This window comes from Streptomyces europaeiscabiei, assembly GCF_001550375.1.
GTDB lineage: Bacteria > Actinomycetota > Actinomycetes > Streptomycetales > Streptomycetaceae > Streptomyces > Streptomyces europaeiscabiei.
Genome location: NZ_LRTR01000301.1, coordinates 1 through 19,616 on the forward strand (window position 1 = coordinate 1; position 19,616 = coordinate 19,616).

Here is a 19,616-nt window from a genome sequence, read left to right on the forward strand (position 1 = left end):
ACGTCGTCGCCGGACAGGCCACGGCCACGGCCACGGCCACGGCCACGGCTACGGGCGTGGTGCCGGACCGCGCCCGCCGCATGAACCGGCCGGTCATGGGAACCGTCAGCTCGGCCCGAACCCCGCCGCGCGCCCCTCCTCGTCCCACCGGATCTCCAGGACCCGCACGACGGCGTCGCGGTCGATGGGCCCGAACACGTGGGGGAACAGAACGTCCGCCCCGACTCCCGGCGGAGGAGCGGGAGCGGCCGCCTCGAACTCCACCCTGGCGTCCAGCCGTTCCTCGTCGAGGACGAGCACGTGCAACGGCCTGGGCGCGTCCCGATAGAAGGCGTTGACGACGGCCAGGGTCGTCGCCTCATCGGGAGAACAGTGGACGAAACCGTCCTCCGGGAGCGACGCGGGGGCGTACGGCCGGCCGGGTCGGGCATTCCAGGCATCAAGTGACACGACGTGGTAGATCACAGGCCGGTTATACCGCAGCGCCCGGCCACGGCGACGGACAGCGCCACAGCCGCCAACCTTGATCGATTTCCCCGTGCCGCCTAGGCTCTCGTGCCCATGGACATCCGGGGGCGCGGTCGTCGAACGTGGCGAGACCGACTGGCCGGGAGACGACGTGCGCCGGCCGTCGCCGTCATCGGGCTCGTGGGCCTCGTCGCCGTCGGCGCGGCACTCGTCCTCCTGCCGGGCGCCGTGGTCGATCACGATCTCGCCGGGGTGAGCGTGGACGCGCGGGACAGACTCAAGGCCGTGAGCGACGTCCGTACGACGCTGCTGCAGGCCATCGGCGGTCTGGCCGTTCTCTTCGGCGCGTATGCCACCTGGCGCCAACTCCGCGTCAGCCAGGACGGCTTGCGCGCGACGCAGGAGGGGTACGTCACCGACCGGTTCAGCCGGGCTGTCGACCAGCTCGGCAGCGACAAACTGGACGTACGCATCGGCGGGCTCCACGCGCTGTGGCGGATCGCGGAACACTCGGCGAGGGACCGCGAGGCGATCCTCTCCATCCTGGCGGCCTACCTGCGTACGCACCTGCCCTGGCCGCCCACCGGACCGGAGGTCCCGGCGGCGGAGGCGCCGATCAACGACGTCGTGCCGTTGGAGGTGCGGGCTGCCGACACTCAGGTCGCGCTGACCGGACTCGGCGTGCTCCTGCTGCACCCCCGGGAGCAGTCCTGGCTCAACCTGAGCGTCACCGACCTGCGCCGGGCCGACTGCGACGGGCTGTGGCTGACCGCGGTCAACCTCGACCGTTCCTGTCTGGAAGCCGCGGGCCTCTACCACGCCAACCTGACCCAGGCTTCCCTCGTCTCCGCCAATCTGCGGCACGCCGACCTCAAGACCGCGGTCCTGCGTCGCACCCGCCTCGCCCTGGCCGACCTGCGGGGCGCGCGACTGGTCAAAACGGACCTGTGCGAGGCCGACTTCACCGAGGCCGACCTGCGCGAGGCGAACCTCCGCAAGGCCGACGCGTCCGGTGCCGTCTTCCACCGCGCCGACCTCCGCCTGGCCGATCTGCGCGGCACCGACCTGACCACCGCCGACCTCACCGGGGCCCGTCTCACCGGAGCCCTGACCAGCGCCCATACCCGCTGGCCCCGCGACTTCGACCCCGCCACCGCCGACCTCACCCACACCGACGACCCCGGCCCCGAGCCCCCACCTCTGCTCCAGCCCCCGGGCATCACCACTCAACATCCGGCACTGCGCTCGATGCGGTGACCGAGGGGCCCGGCGTACGGTCGTAGGCATGCGGAGGGCAGCGTGAACGCGAACGGGTGGGTCAGCACCTCGATGCCGTATCTGACGCCGGGGGAGAAGGGGCGGGGCGATGCCTGGGCCGCGGACGCGGCGGCCCAGGGGCGTCGGGGCACCCAGCGGATCCTGCACGCCGGTGAGGTGGCGGCACCCGCCGAGGTGGCACGGCTGTTGGGACTGGCCGAGGGCGAGTCGGTCGTCGTACGCCGCCGCCTGATCCTCCTCGACGACGAGCCCAACGAACTGACCGACACCTATTACCCGGTCGGCATCGCCCGGGGCACGGGTCTCGCCGGAACGGCCAAGATCCCCGGCGGAGCCGTCACCCTCCTCGCTCGACTGGGCCACGTCGGCGCCCTCGTCCGCGAGGACGTGACCGCCGGCAACCCGGACACCGAGGAGCGGGAGACCCTCCGGACCACACCCGGAGAACCGGTGCTCCGGCTGACGAGGGTCACTCTCGACCGCGCCGACCGCCCGTTCCAGGTCGACCGCATGGTGATGCCCGCGAACCGCCAGCGACTGCGCTACGAGATCGCGATCGCGCGTCAAGGTCGGTGACCCCTCGACGTACACCACCCTCCCCGGTCCCTGTCTCGGCGGCCGTGAGGCGCAGGACGGTTGGTCGCGCCGGATCGCCGACACCGGGACGGGGACGCCGGGCATCACCCTCCCGTACGAGAAGAACGGCGGCTTCCGTACGACGCTGAACCTCCGGCCCGAGATCGCGGACGGCAAGGTGTGCGGCGAGGCCGTGCGGTGCGCGATCGTCACCCGCGCCGACTTCACGGCCACGAACGAGCGGTTGTACGACCAGTACATCCCCGTCCACTTCGTACCGGGCGGCGCGGCGCGCCAGGCGTAGTCAGGCATGGCCAGGCGTCGGAGTGCCTCTCGGCGCCTTCCTTCACGGCGATCAGATTGGCCTGCACATAGGAGATGCGGTTCCGGGAAGTTCGGCACGGGTCCGCTGCTCACGGCCGCCGTCGTGCTCGTCTTCGCTCTCCTCCTGTACGCGGCCGCCCCGGCCGCCCGGTCGCTCACTCCCTCGGTCCGGCCAAGCTCAGGCTCAGCGACGACAACGCGCACAGCGCACATCACCGGCGTACTGGTCCTGGTCACCGCACTGCGGTGACCCTGCCGCTCCTGCCGCCCGTGTACTCGGTGCTCGGCGGTCGCCCTTCCACGCCACCCTCCGTCCCACGCGCATGCCCGCACGAGTCTCCGCAGTGCGGTGCCGACCTCGGTTGCCGGCTGCGATCGCTGACCCATCCTCTCCGCTGCCTGAGGCCGGCAGCACACCGTCATCGGCGCGCCCCTCCAACAGCACCCCTCGCCCCTCCACGGGTCCTCCGGTCCCTCTCCGGAAGGAGCGCATGTGCACACCTCCAGACCTACGCTGCTCACGGCGACCGCGGGCACAACGGCGGCCGTCGGCGGCGCCCGGCGCGAGCCAAGGAGGCAGCTCTTCGTCATACGGGTGTACGGCCACTCGGCGACCGCACCGGACCAGACCGACATCGACGTCAACCTCAAGGAGATCGCAGGCCTGCGCCCCGGTCGCCGACGTGAACCCCTCGAACCGGTGGGGCCGCCCTCAGGGACATCGGGCGAGTCACCCCCGCCCGCACCGAAGTTCCCGCGCACCCCGGAACCCCGGCCCGGTTCCGGAGCTCCCGCTCACCCCGCGACCCCCGCCTTCCCTCGTCCCACCTGCGTCCGCACCGCCCCCATGCTCGCCCCGATGACCAGCGCGATCGCGAGGGCTTCGGTGGCCGCGAGGGCCTGGTCGAGGATCAGGAAGCCGGCGGCGGCGGCGATCGCGGGCTCCAGGCTCATGAGGACCGCGAAGGTGGACGCGGGCAGGCGGCGCAGGGCGAGCAGTTCGAGGGTGTAAGGGAGGACGGAGGACAGGACGGCGACGGCGGCGCCCAGCGCGAGCGTCGTCGGTTCGAGGAGCCGCGTCCCCGATTCGACGATCCCGAGCGGCAGGAACAGCACCGCCGCGACGGCCATGGCCAGCGCCAGCCCGTCGGCCTGCGGGAACCGCCTCCCCGTACGCGCGCTGAAGACGATGTACAGGGCCCACATCAACCCGGCGGCGAGGGCGAGGGCGACGCCGAGCGGGTCGAGGTCGCCGAAGTTTCCGCCGCCGCCGAGGAGGAAGACGCCGCAGAGCGCCAGCCCGGCCCACACCATGTTCACCGCGCGGCGGGACGCGAGGACGGAGAGCGCCAGTGGGCCGAGCACCTCCAGGGTGACTGCGGGGCCCAGGGGGATACGGGCGACGGACTGGTAGAAGAGGCCGTTCATCGCGGCCATGGTGGCGCCGAAGAGGATCACTGTGCTCCAGTCGGTGCGCGAGTGCCCGCGCAGTCGGGGGCGGCAGAGCACCAGCATCACCAGCGCGGCCACCGCGAGCCGCAGCGTCACCACCCCGAGCGCCCCGGCCCGCGGCATCAGCGTCACCGCCAGCGCCCAGCCGAACTGCACCGATATCCCGCCGGCCAGCACCATTCCCACGGGCCCGAGCGCACCCAGGCCGCGAGGAGCGCGGGAAGCGCGGGACTCGCCGGGGGCGCGGTCGGCCGGTGGCGTCGTCGCGGCGGTGGCGGGCGCGGACTGGTCAGCGCTGGGGAGTGTCACGGGGCCGTCCAGGGAGAGCGGAGAACGGAGAACGGAAGGGGCGGGGGAGCGGAAGGGGCGGGGGAGCGAGGAGCTTCGTTCAGTATGAAGGACTTGGTAGTGCAAAGCAATGGACTAAGTCAGGTCTGTAATCGGCTTTGCAACTTACGCCGGTGCCCCACAATCTTCTGGATCGGCCCCGCCGAGCCCCCGTGTCCGTGATTGCGCGACCAAAAATCCAAGCACGCTTGATTGTTTCTGATCCCACTGCCATGCTCGCCCCATGGCCGACCCGAAGCCCGTCATCGACGACCTCCGTGCCGAGAGCGAGGAACTCGACCTGCTCGTGGCCGAGTTGAGCCCGGAGCAGTGGGCGCTCGCGACGCCCGCGCCCGGCTGGACCGTCGCGCACCAGATCGCCCACCTCGCCTGGACCGACCACTCCTCCGTGCTGGCCGTGACCGACCGGGCCGCCTTCGCCCGCGAGGTCGAGAGCGCGCTGACCTCGCCCGGCGACTTCGTGGACACCGGCGCGCAGGACGGGGCCGGGAAGCCGCCCGAGCAGCTGGTCGCGGACTGGCGGGCCGGGCGCAGGGCCCTGGAGGACGCCCTGCGCGCGGCACCCGAGGGTGCTCGGTTCCCCTGGTACGGCCCGCCCATGTCCACCGCCTCCATGGCGACCGCCCGCCTCATGGAGACCTGGGCCCACGGCCTGGACGTCGCCGACGCACTGGGGGTCCCCCGTATCGCCCCCGGCGACCGGCTCCGCCACATCACCCGACTCGGCATCCGCACCCGCGACTTCGCCTTCGGTGTGCACGGACTGACCCCGCCGTTCGAGGAGTTCCGCATCGAACTCACCAGCCCCGCCGGTGAGTTGTGGACGTACGGCCCGGAAGACGCGACCGACCGTGTCAGCGGCCCCGCCCTCGACTTCTGCCTCCTCGTCACCCAGCGCGCCCACCGCGCCGACCTCGCTCTGCGGGCGGAAGGGGACGACGCCGACCGCTGGCTGGACATCGCCCAGGCCTTCGCCGGCCCACCGGGGACGGGACGCGCACCCGAGGGAGCCGAGGGAGTCGATGCAGCCGAGGCAGGCAAGGCGGACGGGGGACCTGAGGAAGCCGCCCCGTGACGACGGCCCCCCTCCGTGTCGGCAACGCCTCGGGCTTCTACGGCGACCGCTTCGACGCGATGCGCGAGATGCTCACCGGCGGCGAGCTCGACGTCCTCACCGGCGACTACCTCGCCGAGCTGACCATGCTCATCCTCGGCCGCGACCGCCTGAAGGACCCCACCGCCGGGTACGCCCGCACCTTCCTCCGCCAGCTGGAGGAGTGCCTGGGGCTGGCGCGAGAGCGGGGCGTACGGATCGTCGCCAACGCGGGCGGCCTCAACCCCGCCGGACTCGCCGACGCCGTACGGGCGTTGGCCGGCCGGCTCGGCATCCCCGTCCGCGTCGCCCACGTGGAGGGCGATGACCTCACCGCCCTCCACCCCGGCAGCCTCGCCGCCCACGCCTACCTCGGCGGGTTCGGCATCGCGGCCTGTCTGCGGGAGGGCGCCGACATCGTGGTCACCGGCCGGGTGACGGACGCGGCCCTGGTCACCGGGCCCGCCGCCGCCCACTTCGGCTGGGGCCCGGGGGAGTACGACCGCCTCGCGGGCGCCGTCGTCGCCGGCCACGTACTGGAGTGCGGCGCCCAGGCCACCGGCGGCAACTACGCCTTCTTCCATGAGATCCACAAGGTCCGCGAGATCCACAAGGTCCACGAGGTCCGCGAGGCCCACGAGTCGGACCCGGCGGCCGGCCTGCGCCGCCCCGGCTTCCCCCTCGCCGAACTCCACGCCGACGGCACGGCCGTCATCACCAAACATCCCGGCACCGGCGGCCTCGTCGACATCGGCACGGTCACCGCCCAGCTCCTCTACGAGACGGGCGGCGCCCGGTACGCGGGCCCCGACGTCACTGCCCGCCTCGACACCGTTCGGCTCACCCAGGACGGCCCCGACCGCGTCCGCATCGAGGGCGTACGCGGCGAGGCCCCGCCTCCCACCCTCAAGGTCGGTCTCAACCGGCTCGGCGGCTTCCGCAACGAGGTCACCTTCGTCCTGACCGGCCTGGAGATCGAACACAAGGCCGCCCTCGTCCGCGACCAGCTGGAGACCGCGCTCGCCGCCGCCAAGTCCCGCCCGGCGCACCTGGACTGGGAACTGGCCCGCACCGACCACCCCGACGCCCGCACCGAGGAGACCGCCAGCGCGCTCCTGCGCCTCGTCGTCCGCGACCCCGACCAGAACGCCGTCGGCCGCGCCCTCAGCGGAGCCGCCGTGGAGCTGGCCCTCGCGAGCTACCCCGGCTTCCACGTCCTGGCCCCACCGGGAAAGGGCGCGCCCTACGGGGTGTTCGAAGCGGCATACGTCGACCAGGACACCGCCCCGCACACGGCGGTCCTCCACGACGGCCGCCGCCTGCCCGTACCCCCGGCCGCCGACACCCTCGTACTGCGGCCGGTCGACGAGCCACCCCTCCCGGACCCCCTGCCGGACGGGCTCCCGTCCCGCCGCGCGCCCCTCGGCCTCGTCGCCGGCGCCCGCAGCGGCGACAAGGGCGGCAACGCCAACATCGGCCTCTGGGCCCGTACGGACGACGCCTGGCGGTGGCTCGCGCACACCCTCACCACCGACCGGCTCCGCGAACTCCTCCCGGAGACGGCCGACCTGCCCGTCGCCCGGCACGTCCTGCCCGACCTCCGCGCCCTCAACTTCGAGATCACCGGCATCCTCGGCGAGGGCGTCGCCTCGCAAGCCCGTTTCGACCCCCAGGCCAAGGCCCTCGGCGAATGGCTGCGCTCCCGCCACCTGGACATACCGGAGAGCCTTCTGTGACCGTCCTCAGCTCCGCCCTCGACCCGGGCGCCCCCGACCACACCGCGAACCGCGAGGCCATGCTCGCCAGGCTCGCCGAACTCGACGCCGAACACGCGAAGGCCCTCGCGGGCGGCGGCGAGAAGTACCTCGCCAGGCATCGAAAGCGCGGCAAACTGCTCGCCCGCGAGCGCATCGAACTGCTGCTGGACCCCGACACGCCCTTCCTGGAACTGTCCCCGCTCGCCGCCTGGGGCAGCGAGTACCCGGTCGGGGCCTCCCTCGTCACCGGCATCGGGACCGTCGAGGGCGTCGAGTGTCTGATCACCGCCAACGACCCGACCGTGCGCGGCGGCGCGAGCAACCCGTGGAGCCTGAGGAAGGCCCTCCGCGCGAACGACATCGCGCTCGCCAACCGCCTGCCCTGCATCAGCCTGGTGGAGTCGGGCGGGGCCGACCTCCCCTCCCAGAAGGAGATCTTCATCCCCGGCGGCGCGATCTTCCGCGACCTCACCCGCCTCTCCGCCGGCGGAATCCCCACCATCGCCGTCGTCTTCGGCAACTCCACCGCCGGCGGGGCCTACATCCCCGGGATGTCCGACCACGTGATCATGGTCAAGGAGCGGGCGAAGGTGTTCCTCGGCGGGCCGCCGCTGGTGAAGATGGCCACCGGTGAGGAGAGCGACGACGAGTCGCTGGGCGGCGCCGAGATGCACGCACGCGTGTCGGGTCTCGCCGACCACTTCGCCGTCGACGAGCAGGACGCCCTGCGCCAGGCCCGCCGGGTCGTCGCCCGCCTCAACCACCGCAAGGCGTACGCCGATCCGGCCCCCGCCGCACCCCCCAAGTACGACGCGGAGGAACTGCTCGGCATCGTCCCGGGCGATCTGAAGGTGCCCTTCGACCCCCGCGAGGTGATCGCCCGGATCGTCGACGCCTCCGACTTCGACGAGTTCAAGCCCCTCTACGGCACCAGCCTGGCCACCGGCTGGGCGAGCCTCCACGGCTACCCGGTCGGCATCCTCGCCAACGCCCAAGGGGTCCTCTTCAGCGAGGAGTCGCAGAAGGCGGCCCAGTTCATCCAGCTCGCCAACCAGCGCGACATCCCCCTCCTCTTCCTCCACAACACCACCGGCTACATGGTCGGCAGGGAGTACGAGCAGGGCGGCATCATCAAGCACGGCGCCATGATGATCAACGCGGTGAGCAACAGCCGGGTGCCCCACCTGTCCGTCCTGATGGGCGCCTCGTACGGCGCCGGCCACTACGGCATGTGCGGGCGGGCCTACGACCCCCGCTTCCTCTTCGCCTGGCCCAGCGCCAAGTCGGCGGTGATGGGCCCGCAGCAACTGGCGGGCGTGCTCTCGATCGTCGCCCGCCAGTCGGCAGCCGCGAAGGGACAGCCGTACGACGAGGACGCCGACGCCGCCCTCCGCGCCATGGTGGAGCAGCAGATCGAGTCCGAATCGCTGCCCATGTTCCTGTCCGGGCGGCTGTACGACGACGGGGTCATCGACCCCCGCGACACCCGCACCGTCCTCGGCCTGTGCCTGTCCGCGATCCACACGGCGCCCTACGAGGGCGTACGCGGTGGCTTCGGCGTCTTCCGGATGTGAGGGAACCAGTGATCACTTCTGTGCTTGTCGCCAACCGGGGCGAGATCGCCTGCCGGATCTTCCGCTCCTGCCGCGAGCTGGGAATCCGAACGGTCGCCGTGCACTCCGACGCCGACGAGAACGCCCTCCACGCGCGCGTGGCCGACAGGGCGGTACGACTGCCGGGCGCGGCACCCGCCGACACCTACCTGCGCGGCGACCTGATCGTGAAGGCCGCCCTCGCCGCCGGCGCCGACGCGGTCCACCCCGGCTACGGCTTCCTCTCCGAGAACCCGGACTTCGCCCGCCAGGTCCTCGACGCGGGCCTCACCTGGATCGGTCCGGCCCCCGAGGCGATCGAGGCCATGGCGTCCAAGACACGCGCCAAGGAACTGATGGGCCTCGAACCCCTCACCGAGGTCACCGAGCACGACCTGCCGGTCCTCGTGAAGGCCGCCGCCGGCGGCGGCGGACGCGGTATGCGCGTCGTACGCCACCTCGACGACCTGGACGCAGCCCTGGAGAGCGCCCGCGCCGAGGCCGCGAGCGCCTTCGGCGACGGCGAGGTCTTCGTCGAGCCCTACGTCGAGAACGGCCGCCACGTCGAGGTCCAGATTCTCGCCGACACCCATGGCACCACCTGGCCCCTCGGCACCCGGGACTGCTCCCTCCAGCGCCGCCACCAGAAGGTCATCGAAGAGGCCCCGGCCCCCGCCCTCTCCGAGGAACTCACGGAGGAACTCCACACCCTGGCCGTACGCGCCGCCCGAGCCGTCTCCTACGTCGGCGCGGGCACGGTCGAGTTCCTCGTCGCCGACGGCAGGGCCCACTTCCTGGAGATGAACACCCGCCTCCAGGTCGAACACCCGGTCACGGAAGCCGTCTTCGGCCTCGACCTGGTCGCCGAACAGATCCGCGTGGCGGAGGGCCACGCCCTCCCGGCCGACCCTCCACGCGCGCGCGGCCACGCCGTCGAGGCCCGTCTGTACGCCGAGGACCCGGCGCGGAACTGGACCCCGCAGACGGGCACGCTGCACCGCCTCGCGGTCCCCGAAAGCGTCCGCCTGGACACCGGCTTCACCGACGGCGACGACATCGGCGTCCACTACGACCCCATGCTCGCCAAGGTCATCGCCCACGCCCCCACACGCGCGGAGGCGATCCGCCGCCTGGCCGCCGCCCTGGACCGGGCCACGATCCACGGCCCGACCACCAACCGCGACCTCCTCGCCCGTTCCCTGCGCCACGAGGAGTTCACGACGGCCCGCATGGACACGGGTTTCTACGACCGCCACCTCTCCACCCTCACCACCGGGGCCCCCGACCCCCACGCCCCCTTGGCCGCCGCTCTCGCCGACGCCCACACCCACGGCGACCCCCGGTTCGGCGGCTGGCGCAACGTCCCCTCCCAGCCCCAGACCAAGCGCTACGCGCTGGCAGGGGAGGAACACGAGGCGACGTACCGCCACACCCGCGGCGGCCCGGAGGCCGACGGGGTCACGGTCATCCACGCCGACGCCCACCTGGTCGTACTCGAAGTGGACGGCGTACGGCGAAAGTTCGAGGTGACGCGCTACGGCACCCACCGCTACGTCAACACCACCCACCTCACCGCCCTCCCCCGCTTCCCCGACCCCACCACCCAACAGGCCCCGGGCTCCCTCCTGGCCCCCATGCCGGGCACGGTCGTACGAGTGGCGGAAGGCCTGAAACCAGGCTCAGCGGTACAGGCGGGCCAACCCCTCCTCTGGCTGGAGGCGATGAAGATGGAACACAAGATCACGGCGTCGGTGCCGGGCACGCTGACGGCCCTGCACGTAGTACCTGGTCAACAAGTGGAGCCAGGCATGTTGCTGGCGGTCGTGCAGCCGAGTTAGGGGCGCGGGGCTGTATCGATATGCGGCTCCGCCGCGCGGGCGCGACCAGCCACGAACCACCCGCAGTCTCCACACATCCGAACCCCCTCCCCTCAGGAGCCCCTTCATGTCTCCCGTCCTGGAAACCGAAGAACACAAGGCCCTACGAGCCGCCGTCGCCGCCCTGGGAAAACGCTACGGCCGCGCCTACATCGCCACGATCAACAAAGAGGGCCGCCACCCCGACGAACTCTGGTCCGAGGCGGCCAAACTCGGCTACCTGGGCGTCAACCTCCCCGAGGAGTACGAGGGCGGAGGCGGCGGCATCACCGAACTCTCCATCGTCCTGGAGGAGCTGGGCGCCGCAGGCTGCCCCCTGCTCATGATGGTCGTCTCGCCCGCCATCTGCGGCACCGTCATCGCCCGCTTCGGCACCAAGGACCAGCAACAGACCTGGCTGCCCGCGCTGGCGACCGGCACCCGCCTCATGGCCTTCGGCATCACCGAACCCGACGCCGGCTCCAACAGCCACCGCATCACCACCACCGCCCGCAAATCCGCCGGGGGCGACTGGCTGCTCACCGGCCGCAAGGTCTTCATCTCCGGCGTCGACAGGGCCGACGCCGTCCTCATCGTCGGCCGCACCGAGGACGCCCGCACCGGCACCCTCAAGCCCTGCCTCTTCATCGTCCCCACGGACACCCCCGGCTTCGAGTACCGCCCGATCGACATGGAACTCCACGCCGCCGAGAAGCAGTTCGAGCTGACCTTCGACGACATCCGGCTCCCCGCGGACGCCCTCGTCGGCGACGAGAACGCCGGCCTGCTCCAGCTCTTCGCCGGCCTCAACCCCGAGCGGATCATGACGGCAGCCTTCGCCATCGGCATGGCCAGATACGCCCTCGCGAGAGCCGTCGACTACGCCCGCGAGCGCACCGTATGGCGTCAGCCCATCGGCGCCCACCAGGCGATCGCCCACCCCCTCGCCCAGTCCCACATCGAACTCGAACTGGCCCGCCTGATGATGCAGAAGGCGGCCCACCTCTACGACGCCGGCGACGACGCGGCGGCCGGCGAGGCCGCCAATATGGCCAAGTACGCGGCGGGGGAGGCCTGCGTGAAGGCCGTCGACCAGGCCGTGCACACCCTCGGCGGCAACGGCCTCACGACCGAGTTCGGCCTCGCCTCTCTGATAACGGCCGCGCGCGTGTCTCGTATCGCGCCGGTGAGCCGGGAGATGATTCTCAACTACGTCTCCCACCAGACCCTGGGCCTGCCGAAGTCGTATTAGGCCGTCTTGGCCGTATTGGGGCACATTAGGCCGTCTTGGAGGAACCATGTTCCGCAGCGAGTACGCAGACGTCCCACCCGTCGAACTCCCCATCCACGACGCCGTACTGGCCCACGCCGCCGAGTTCGGCGACCTGCCCGCGCTGGTCGACGGCGTCGACGGCACGACCCTCACGTACGAACAGGTGGACCGCTTCCACCGGCGGCTCGCCGCCTCGTTCGCCGAGGCGGGCGTCCGCAAGGGCGACGTGCTCGCCCTGCACAGCCCCAACACGATCGCCTACCCGACGGCGTTCTACGCGGCCACGCGCGCGGGCGCCACGGTCACCACCGTGCACCCGCTGGCCACCCCGGGTGAGCTGGCCAAACAGCTCCAGGACTCGGGGGCGAGCTGGATCGTCACGATCTCACCCCTCCTCGAAACCGCCCGCGCCGCCGCCGAACGCGTCGGCGGCATACGGGAGATCTTCGTCTGCGACACCGCCACCGGCCACCGTTCGCTGATCGACATGCTCGCCTCCGCCGCGCCCGAACCGGCCGTCGACATCGACCCGGTGACGGACGTCGCGGCCCTCCCGTACTCCTCCGGCACGACCGGCGTCCCCAAGGGCGTCATGCTCACCCACCGGTCCATCGCCACCAACCTCGCCCAGCTCGAAGAGGTCATGCCGGCCGGCCCCGGCGACCGCATCCTCGCCGTACTGCCGTTCTTCCACATCTACGGCCTCACCGCCCTGATGAACGCCCCACTGCGCCTCGGCGCCACGGTCGTCGTCCTGCCCCGCTTCGACCTGGAGAGCTACCTCGCCGCGATCGCCGCACACCGCATCACGCATCTCTACGTGGCCCCGCCGATCGTCCTCGCCCTCGCCAAGCACCCGGCCGCCGAGCGCTACGACCTCTCCACGGTCCGGCACATCCTCTCCGCCGCCGCGCCCCTGGACGCGAAGCTGGCCGCCGCCTGCTCCGCCCGCCTCGGCCTGCCGCCCGTCGTCCAGGGCTACGGCATGACCGAACTCTCCCCCTGCTCCCACATCGTGCCCCTCGCCCAGGCCGCGGCGGCGCCCCCCGGCACCGTCGGCAAGCTGATCGCCGGCACCGAGATGCGGATCGTCTCCCTCGACGACCCCGGCAAGGACGTCGGCGTCGGCGAACAGGGCGAGATCGTCATCCGGGGCCCTCAGGTCATGAAGGGCTACCTGGGCCGGCCCCGGGCCACCGCCGACATGATCGACGCCGACGGCTGGCTCTCCACCGGCGACATCGGGCACACCGACGCCGACGGCTGGCTCTACGTCGTCGACCGCGTGAAGGAACTGATCAAGTACAAGGGCTTCCAGGTCGCCCCCGCCGAACTCGAAGCCCTCCTCGTCACCCACCCCGGCATCGCCGACGCCGCCGTCATCGGCCACTACAACGACGACGGCAACGAGGTCCCGCACGCCTTCGTCGTCCGCCACCCCACGGCGCGCGACCTCTCCGAGGGCGAGGTCATGATGTACGTCGCCGAACGCGTCGCCCCCTACAAACGCGTCCGCCAGGTCACCTTCATCGACGGCGTGCCCCGCGCGGCCTCCGGGAAGATACTCCGCCGCGAACTCAGGGAGCGCCTGTGACAGACCTCGTCCGATACGCCCACCACCGGGGGATCGCCACCCTCACCCTCGACTCCCCGGCCAACCGCAACGCCCTCTCCGCCGCCCTCGTCGCCGAACTCCGCGACGCCCTCGACCGGTGCGGCAAGGACGACACCGTACGAGCCGTCGTCCTCACCCACACCGGCAACACCTTCTGCGCCGGAGCCGACCTGCGCGACCCACCCGACCCGCAGGCCCTGGTCGATCTCCTGCGCCGGCTCCTCGAACTGCCCAAGCCCGTCGTCGCCCGCGTCACCGGGCACGTCCGGGCGGGCGGCCTCGGCCTGCTCGGCGCCTGCGACATCGCCGCCGCCGGCCCCGAGGCCACCTTCGCCCTCACCGAGGTCCGCATCGGCGTCGCCCCCGCCGTCATCTCCCTCACCCTCCGCCCCCGCACCGACCCCCGCGCCCTGGCCCGCTACTGCCTCACCGGCGAGAGGTTCGGCTCCGCCGAAGCCGCCCGCATCGGCCTGCTCACCACCGCCGGCGCCGATGTCGACGACGTCCTCGAACCCGTCCTCGACGGGCTGCGCCGAGCCTCCCCGAGGGCCCTGGCGGAGACGAAACACCTGCTCACGACTAAGGTGCTGGAGAACTTCGACCTGGACGCGGGCGAACTGACCCGCCTCTCGTCCCGGCTGTTCGCCTCAGCCGACGCCCGCGAGGGCATGGCGGCCTTCCTCGAAAGACGGGAACCGGGATGGGTTCTGTGAGCACGGTGGGTACATCCGACGACACCGAAACCGACACCGGCACGATGGCCGACACCGGTACTGACACCGACACCGACACCGACACGATGGCCGACACCGACACCGGAACGGTGGCCGACCGCGGGCCCAAACAGGACCGCAGCCGGGTCACCCGCAAGCGGCTCCTGGAAGCCGCGGTGTCCTGCCTCGCCGAACACGGCTGGGCCGGCTCCACCGTCTCCGTCGTCGCCGAACGCGCCGGTGTCTCCCGCGGCGCCGCCCAACACCACTTCCGCACCCGCGAGGACCTGTTCACCGCCGCCGTCGAGTACGTCGCCGAGGAACGCTCCCTCGCCCTGCGCGCACTCTTCCGCGAAGGCCCCGCCGACCGCCGCGCCGTCGTCGCCGCCGTCGTCGACCTCTACACCGGCCCCCTCTTCCGCGCCGCCCTCCACCTCTGGGTCGCCGCCTCCAACGAGGACCAGCTCCGCCCCCGCGTCACCGAACTCGAAGCCCGCGTCGGCCGCGAGACCCACCGCATCGCCGTCGACCTCCTCCGCGCCGACGAGACCGTCCCCGGGGTCCGCGAAACCGTCCAGGGCCTCCTCGACATGGCCCGCGGCCTCGGCCTCGCCAACCTCCTCACCGACGACACCGGCCGCCGCGACAGGGTGGTGGCCCAGTGGGCGACCCTGCTGGACGACGTACTGGGCTGACGAACCGGACCGACGACCGGGGCCGACGACCGGGGCCGAAGGCGTACGGGACCGACGCCCCCTACGGACTCAGCCGCTCCACCCGCCACGACCCGTCCGGCTCCGCCACGTACCGCAGCCGGTCGTGCAGCCGGTTCCCCCGGCCCTGCCAGAACTCCACACTCTGCGGCGCCACCCGGAAACCACCCCAGTTCGGCGGCACCGGCACCTGCTCACCCTCCGGATAGCGGGTGTGCAACTCCTCGTACGCGGCGTCCAGTTCGGCCCGCGAGGAGATCACCGAGGACTGCGCGCTGGCCCACGCCCCCAGCTGCGAACCATGCGGACGCGTCCGGAAGTACGCCGCCGTCTCGTCCCGCCCCGTCCGCCGTGCCGTACCCGTCACGATCACCTGCCGGGCGATCCCGTGCCAGGGGAAGAGCAGCGAGACATGCGGGTTCTCCGCCAGGTCACGAGCCTTGCGGGAGTCGTAGTTCGTGTAGAAGACGAAACCCTGCGCGTCGTACGCCTTCATCAGCACCGTACGAGACCCCGGGCGTCCCTCGGCGTCCGCCGTGGACACGACCATGGCGTTCGGCTCGAACACCGCACCCTCCTGCGCGGCCTGCCCGAACCACCGCGCGAACTGCTCCATGGGATCACCGGCCAGCTCGCTCTCGTCGAGCCCGGCGGCGCGGTACTGCTTGCGCATGAGAGCAGGATCGTGATCGTTCACATGGTCATCCTGCCGTATGGACGGCCGACCGGAGGGAAGTGGCACTGAGTGCCGCGGACTCTCCCCAAACGTGGCACTCAGGCGTATGGTGCTTGGACCCCCTGTCGCACACATCAAGAGGAGCCGCCTGATGTCCGACTTCGTACCCGGGCTCGAAGGAGTCGTCGCGTTCGAGACGGAGATCGCCGAACCGGACAAGGAAGGCGGCGCCCTCCGCTACCGCGGCGTCGACATCGAGGACCTGGTCGGCCACGTCTCCTTCGGCAACGTCTGGGGCCTGCTCGTCGACGGCGCCTTCCGCCCCGGCCTGCCGCCCGCCGAGCCGTTCCCCATCCCCGTCCACTCGGGCGACATCCGCGTCGACGTCCAGTCCGCGCTGGCCATGCTCGCCCCGGTCTGGGGCCTCAAGCCCCTCCTGGACATCGACGAGGAGCAGGCCCGCGCCGACCTCGCCCGCGCCGCCGTCATGGCCCTCTCCTACGTCGCCCAGTCCGCCCGCGGCCAGGGCCACCCCATGGTCCCGCAGCGCGAGATCGACAAGGCCCAGTCCGTCGTCGAACGCTTCATGATCCGCTGGCGCGGCGAACCCGACCCGAAGCACGTCGCGGCGGTCGACGCGTACTGGACCTCGGCGGCCGAGCACGGCATGAACGCGTCTACCTTCACGGCGAGGGTCATCGCGTCGACCGGCGCGGATGTCGCGGCGGCCCTCTCCGGTGCCGTAGGAGCCATGTCCGGCCCCCTCCACGGCGGCGCCCCCTCCCGCGTCCTCGGCATGATCGAGGAGATCGAACGCACGGGCGACGCCGACGCCTACGTCAAGCGCGCCCTCGACAAGGGCGAACGCCTCATGGGCTTCGGCCACCGCGTCTACCGCGCCGAGGACCCCCGCGCCCGCGTCCTGCGCCGCACCGCCCGCGACCTCGGCGCCCCCCGCTTCGAGGTCGCCGAGGCCCTGGAGAAGGCGGCCCTCGCGGAACTCCACGCCCGCCGCCCCGACCGGGTCCTCGCCACCAACGTCGAGTTCTGGGCCGCGATCGTCCTCGACTTCGCCGAGGTCCCGGCCCACATGTTCACGTCGATGTTCACCTGCGCCCGCACGGCGGGCTGGTCGGCGCACATCCTGGAGCAGAAGCGCACCGGCCGCCTCGTCCGCCCCTCCGCGCGCTACATCGGCCCGGGCCCGCGCGACCCGCAGGCGATCGAGGGCTACGACACCATCGCCCGGTAGCCCCGCCGCATCACGCGGGGCTGAGCAGTTCCGCGTGATGCCGCTCGGCGACCAGTGGGTGCGCCCGCAGCTTCCCCTTCAGCTCGTTGAACCCGTACTCGGCGAAGAGCGGATTGCCCGGATCGTCGGTGACGCCGGGCGCGGTGGAGGCGTACGGAAAGACGAGCGGCTCGACCCGCGCGTCCAGGCGGGGGTTGTAGAAGAACGGCACGGAGAACCGCTCGGTGGCCCCCGCCGGGCTGACGACCCGGTGCTTGGTGGCGAGGAGATACCCGTTGGTCGCCACCTCCAGCAGCTCCCCGAGGTTGACCACGAACGCCCCCGGAATCGGCGGCACGTCATGAAACAGCCCGTCCGCCCGCTCCACCTGAAGCCCACCGACCTGGTCCTGCAACAACAGGGTCAGGAACCCGTAGTCCTTGTGGGCCCCCACCCCCTGGTCGGCGCCGTCTCCCGCGCTCCCGGGATACCGCACGAGCTTCAGATGCGGATGGGCCCGCTCCCCGAAGATCGGGTCGTAGAAATCGGCGGGCGCCCCGATGGAGACGAGCAGCTCACGCAGCAACCGCTGAGCCACGGAACTGAGCCGGTCGATCCACGCGAGGGCGGCGTCCCGCAGCCCCGGCAGGGCGCCGGGCCACTGGTTGGGCCCCTGCAGCCACCAGTAGGCGGGCTCACCGGCCCCCGGCAGGTGCGCGGCCCGCTCGGCCCCGATGTCCAGCTGATCCCGCCAGTCCCGGCTCCCACCCGTCCGCTCGTCCCCGGTCCGCGTGTACCCCCGGAAATGCGGTGAGTTGACGTTGTCGATGGCCAGCCGCTCGGCCTCGGGCAACGCGAAGAAGTCCCGCATGGCGGCAGTGAGCCGCCCGGTCTCCTCCTCACCCACCCCGTGCCCGACGAGCTGGAAGAACCCCACGTCGTGCGCGGCGCTGTGCAACTGGGCGTGCAACAGCGCCCGCGCCCCGGGTCCGCGATCGGCGGCGGAGAGATCGATGATGGGCAACTGCTGATACGACGATGCCGTCGAGGTGTGCGTCATGGGATGCGTCCGTGGGATGAAGTAGGGCTGGGGCCGGATTCCGAGGTTCAGACGGAAGGCCGACAGCCCGTGCTCGTGACGCGCACGTAGTCCACGTGCCGGCGTCGAACGAGTATCGGAAGCATGCCGAAAGGATACTGCGCCCCCACAGCAGACGACCCGCAGACTCTGGGTCCCTCCGCCCAGGGGGCGAAGAAGCCGGCCGGACGTACCGGCGAGTCTGCGGGTCGGGTGACTGCTTGAGATTGGGCCGGCTGCGTGCTCGACTCACACGCTGGTCCGACACCGCACTGAGAATGGTGACGGGCGCTAGCCCGCAGCCACCTCGCGCGTCCGGGTTTCATACATGTACCCGATCACCTCCTTTCGGCGTACGCCCCACATTAGGAACCGGGGCGACGGCGCTCAAGCGATTTTCCGAAGGGATTGGCGAGGGACTACCGCAGTACGGCGAAGACCGCGCGTACCAGGGTGTCGTCCGGAAGGCTCCAGTGCCCGGTGACGTGGCCCTTCGCACCCTCCGGCAGGCCGAGCGGGCCGGGCCGCAGCACGCGGTTCAGGTGGAGGACGGTGTTCTCGGGCCGGAGGGGCAGCTCGGTGGCTTCCGGGGTGTCGGCCGCGGTGAGGGAGGCCACGGACAGCGGGCCTTCGCCCTTGTACGACCGGGTGACCTCGTGGTCCGGGGTGTCCGTGAGGCTCTGCGCCTGGGGCTCGGCGCGGCCCTCGAACAGGGCGAGTAGCCGGGCCAGGAGCACCGGGTCCTGGATGCCGTCGTAGGCCCAGCGCCTGCCCAGTACGCCGTGCTCCATGGTGCCGATGAGAGCGTGCTCGGCGTCGGGGAGAGGGGCGCCACGGTAGGTGAGAGGCGCCAGGTAGTGGACCGGGGTGGGGCCGGAGGTGTCGGTGGCGACCATGAACTCGATGCCGACCTCGCCCTCGGGGTCGTCGAGGCGGAAGCCGCCGGCCTTGGTCAGCACCGGGGCGGCCGGGCCGCCGGCGTACCAGGGGCGGGTGGGCAGCCAGGAGGTGAGGAGTTCGAGCTTGGTGGGCTTCAGGGTGGTGTGGTGGATGACAGCCATGGCGGGATTCTCCGCCGGGCACACGAGCGGACGCGAGCCCTTTGTCTCCCGCCCGCCAGCCTCGCGCCCGCCGGTGCTCTCCCGGGGCGTCGGGCGCCCGCCGGTCACCGGCGGCACGTGCGGCTGGTCGCTCGCCGCCCGCCTCCGGCTCGCCGCTCCGTCGGGTTCTCGGCCGTCGCCGTACCGGTTCGCGCCCGCGGCGCTTCCGCCCCCCGAGGCTTCCGCCCCGGCTAGTCCGCCGATCTCTCCAGCGCCTCCAGATCCAGTGCCGTGGCGATGCGTACGGCGATGTCCTCGGCGTAGACCGCGTCGGTGCGCTCGAAGGGGGTGCGGTTGGCGCCGCGGAGGAAGGTGACGACGCCGAGGGTGCGGCCGCGGCTGCGCAGGACGGTGCAGAGGGAGTGGACGGTGTCCGGCGGCCACTGGCGGCCGGTGGCCCACTCGCGGGCCGCTTCCGGGGGAGCCGTGCCGGCGCTGGCGCGGACCGAGCCCGCCCGGTCCACGCACTGCAG

At 72.0% G+C, this 19,616-nt stretch carries 17 protein-coding genes; 11 read left to right on the forward strand and 6 right to left on the reverse strand.

The window, feature by feature from the left end; all coding sequences use genetic code 11:
- Positions 1-105: 105 nt before the first annotated feature.
- Positions 106-465: a DUF952 domain-containing protein gene (locus AWZ10_RS14765; RefSeq protein ID WP_046708787.1), complete on the reverse strand. Its 360-nt coding sequence runs from the start codon at positions 463-465 to the stop codon at positions 106-108.
- A 183-nt stretch (positions 466-648) separates the two neighbouring features.
- Between AWZ10_RS14765 and AWZ10_RS14770 the strand changes: the two genes are divergently transcribed.
- Positions 649-1,725, forward strand: coding sequence for a pentapeptide repeat-containing protein (locus AWZ10_RS14770; protein ID WP_244172489.1), 1,077 nt, complete (start codon positions 649-651; stop codon positions 1,723-1,725).
- A gap of 42 nt (positions 1,726-1,767) precedes the next feature.
- Positions 1,768-2,322 carry a GntR family transcriptional regulator gene (locus AWZ10_RS14775; protein WP_046709620.1) on the forward strand — a complete coding sequence of 185 codons (555 nt, stop codon included), beginning with the start codon at positions 1,768-1,770 and terminating at the stop codon, positions 2,320-2,322.
- 1,119 nt (positions 2,323-3,441) lie between these two features.
- On the opposite strand, the gene AWZ10_RS14785 is transcribed toward AWZ10_RS14775, so the two are convergent.
- On the reverse strand, positions 3,442-4,407 hold the full coding sequence (locus AWZ10_RS14785; protein WP_208618498.1) for an EamA family transporter: 966 nt from the start codon (positions 4,405-4,407) through the stop codon (positions 3,442-3,444).
- 262 nt (positions 4,408-4,669) lie between these two features.
- On the opposite strand from AWZ10_RS14785, the gene AWZ10_RS14790 reads away from it, so the two are divergent.
- The 8 genes from AWZ10_RS14790 to AWZ10_RS14825 all read left to right on the forward strand — a co-directional run bounded on the left by AWZ10_RS14790 (position 4,670) and on the right by AWZ10_RS14825 (position 15,040).
- Positions 4,670-5,521: a TIGR03084 family metal-binding protein gene (locus AWZ10_RS14790; protein ID WP_060891270.1), complete on the forward strand. Its 852-nt coding sequence runs from the start codon at positions 4,670-4,672 to the stop codon at positions 5,519-5,521.
- A 59-nt stretch (positions 5,522-5,580) separates the two neighbouring features.
- Positions 5,581-7,275: an acyclic terpene utilization AtuA family protein gene (locus AWZ10_RS14795; RefSeq protein WP_244172490.1), complete on the forward strand. Its 1,695-nt coding sequence runs from the start codon at positions 5,581-5,583 to the stop codon at positions 7,273-7,275.
- On the forward strand, positions 7,272-8,870 hold the full coding sequence (locus AWZ10_RS14800) for an acyl-CoA carboxylase subunit beta (RefSeq protein ID WP_060891272.1): 1,599 nt from the start codon (positions 7,272-7,274) through the stop codon (positions 8,868-8,870). The genes AWZ10_RS14795 and AWZ10_RS14800 overlap by 4 nt, the downstream gene beginning before the upstream one ends.
- 8 nt (positions 8,871-8,878) lie before the next feature.
- Positions 8,879-10,726: an acetyl/propionyl/methylcrotonyl-CoA carboxylase subunit alpha gene (locus tag AWZ10_RS14805; RefSeq protein ID WP_060891273.1), complete on the forward strand. Its 1,848-nt coding sequence runs from the start codon at positions 8,879-8,881 to the stop codon at positions 10,724-10,726.
- A gap of 106 nt (positions 10,727-10,832) precedes the next feature.
- Positions 10,833-11,996 (forward strand): acyl-CoA dehydrogenase family protein, encoded by a 1,164-nt coding sequence (locus AWZ10_RS14810; RefSeq protein ID WP_046704922.1) that lies wholly within the window; start codon positions 10,833-10,835, stop codon positions 11,994-11,996.
- A gap of 46 nt (positions 11,997-12,042) precedes the next feature.
- Positions 12,043-13,611: a 4-coumarate--CoA ligase family protein gene (locus tag AWZ10_RS14815; protein ID WP_060891274.1), complete on the forward strand. Its 1,569-nt coding sequence runs from the start codon at positions 12,043-12,045 to the stop codon at positions 13,609-13,611.
- Positions 13,608-14,345: an enoyl-CoA hydratase family protein gene (locus AWZ10_RS14820; RefSeq protein WP_046704920.1), complete on the forward strand. Its 738-nt coding sequence runs from the start codon at positions 13,608-13,610 to the stop codon at positions 14,343-14,345. Before AWZ10_RS14815 ends, AWZ10_RS14820 begins: the two co-directional genes overlap by 4 nt.
- 86 nt (positions 14,346-14,431) lie before the next feature.
- Positions 14,432-15,040, forward strand: a complete 609-nt coding sequence (locus AWZ10_RS14825) for a TetR/AcrR family transcriptional regulator (RefSeq protein WP_046704924.1) — start codon at positions 14,432-14,434, stop codon at positions 15,038-15,040.
- Between the two features lie 61 nt (positions 15,041-15,101).
- Here the strand turns inward: AWZ10_RS14825 and pdxH are convergent, their stop codons facing one another.
- Complete coding sequence (gene pdxH / locus AWZ10_RS14830) at positions 15,102-15,731, reverse strand: pyridoxamine 5'-phosphate oxidase (RefSeq protein WP_046704919.1); 630 nt, start codon at positions 15,729-15,731, stop codon at positions 15,102-15,104.
- Positions 15,732-15,885: 154 nt separating this feature from the next.
- Between pdxH and AWZ10_RS14835 the strand changes: the two genes are divergently transcribed.
- Positions 15,886-16,986, forward strand: coding sequence for a citrate synthase 2 (locus AWZ10_RS14835; protein ID WP_046704918.1), 1,101 nt, complete (start codon positions 15,886-15,888; stop codon positions 16,984-16,986).
- A gap of 10 nt (positions 16,987-16,996) precedes the next feature.
- Here AWZ10_RS14835 and AWZ10_RS14840 read toward each other — a convergent pair whose 3' ends face one another.
- The 3 genes from AWZ10_RS14840 to AWZ10_RS14850 all read right to left on the reverse strand — a co-directional run.
- Positions 16,997-18,025, reverse strand: coding sequence for an isopenicillin N synthase family dioxygenase (locus AWZ10_RS14840; RefSeq protein ID WP_046704917.1), 1,029 nt, complete (start codon positions 18,023-18,025; stop codon positions 16,997-16,999).
- 437 nt (positions 18,026-18,462) lie between these two features.
- Entirely contained in the window at positions 18,463-19,104 is a 642-nt protein-coding gene (locus AWZ10_RS14845; protein ID WP_060891275.1) for a maltokinase N-terminal cap-like domain-containing protein, read from the reverse strand.
- Positions 19,105-19,334: 230 nt separating this feature from the next.
- A partial coding sequence (locus AWZ10_RS14850; protein WP_482258101.1) for a GAF domain-containing protein occupies positions 19,335-19,616 on the reverse strand: 282 nt, incomplete at its 5' end.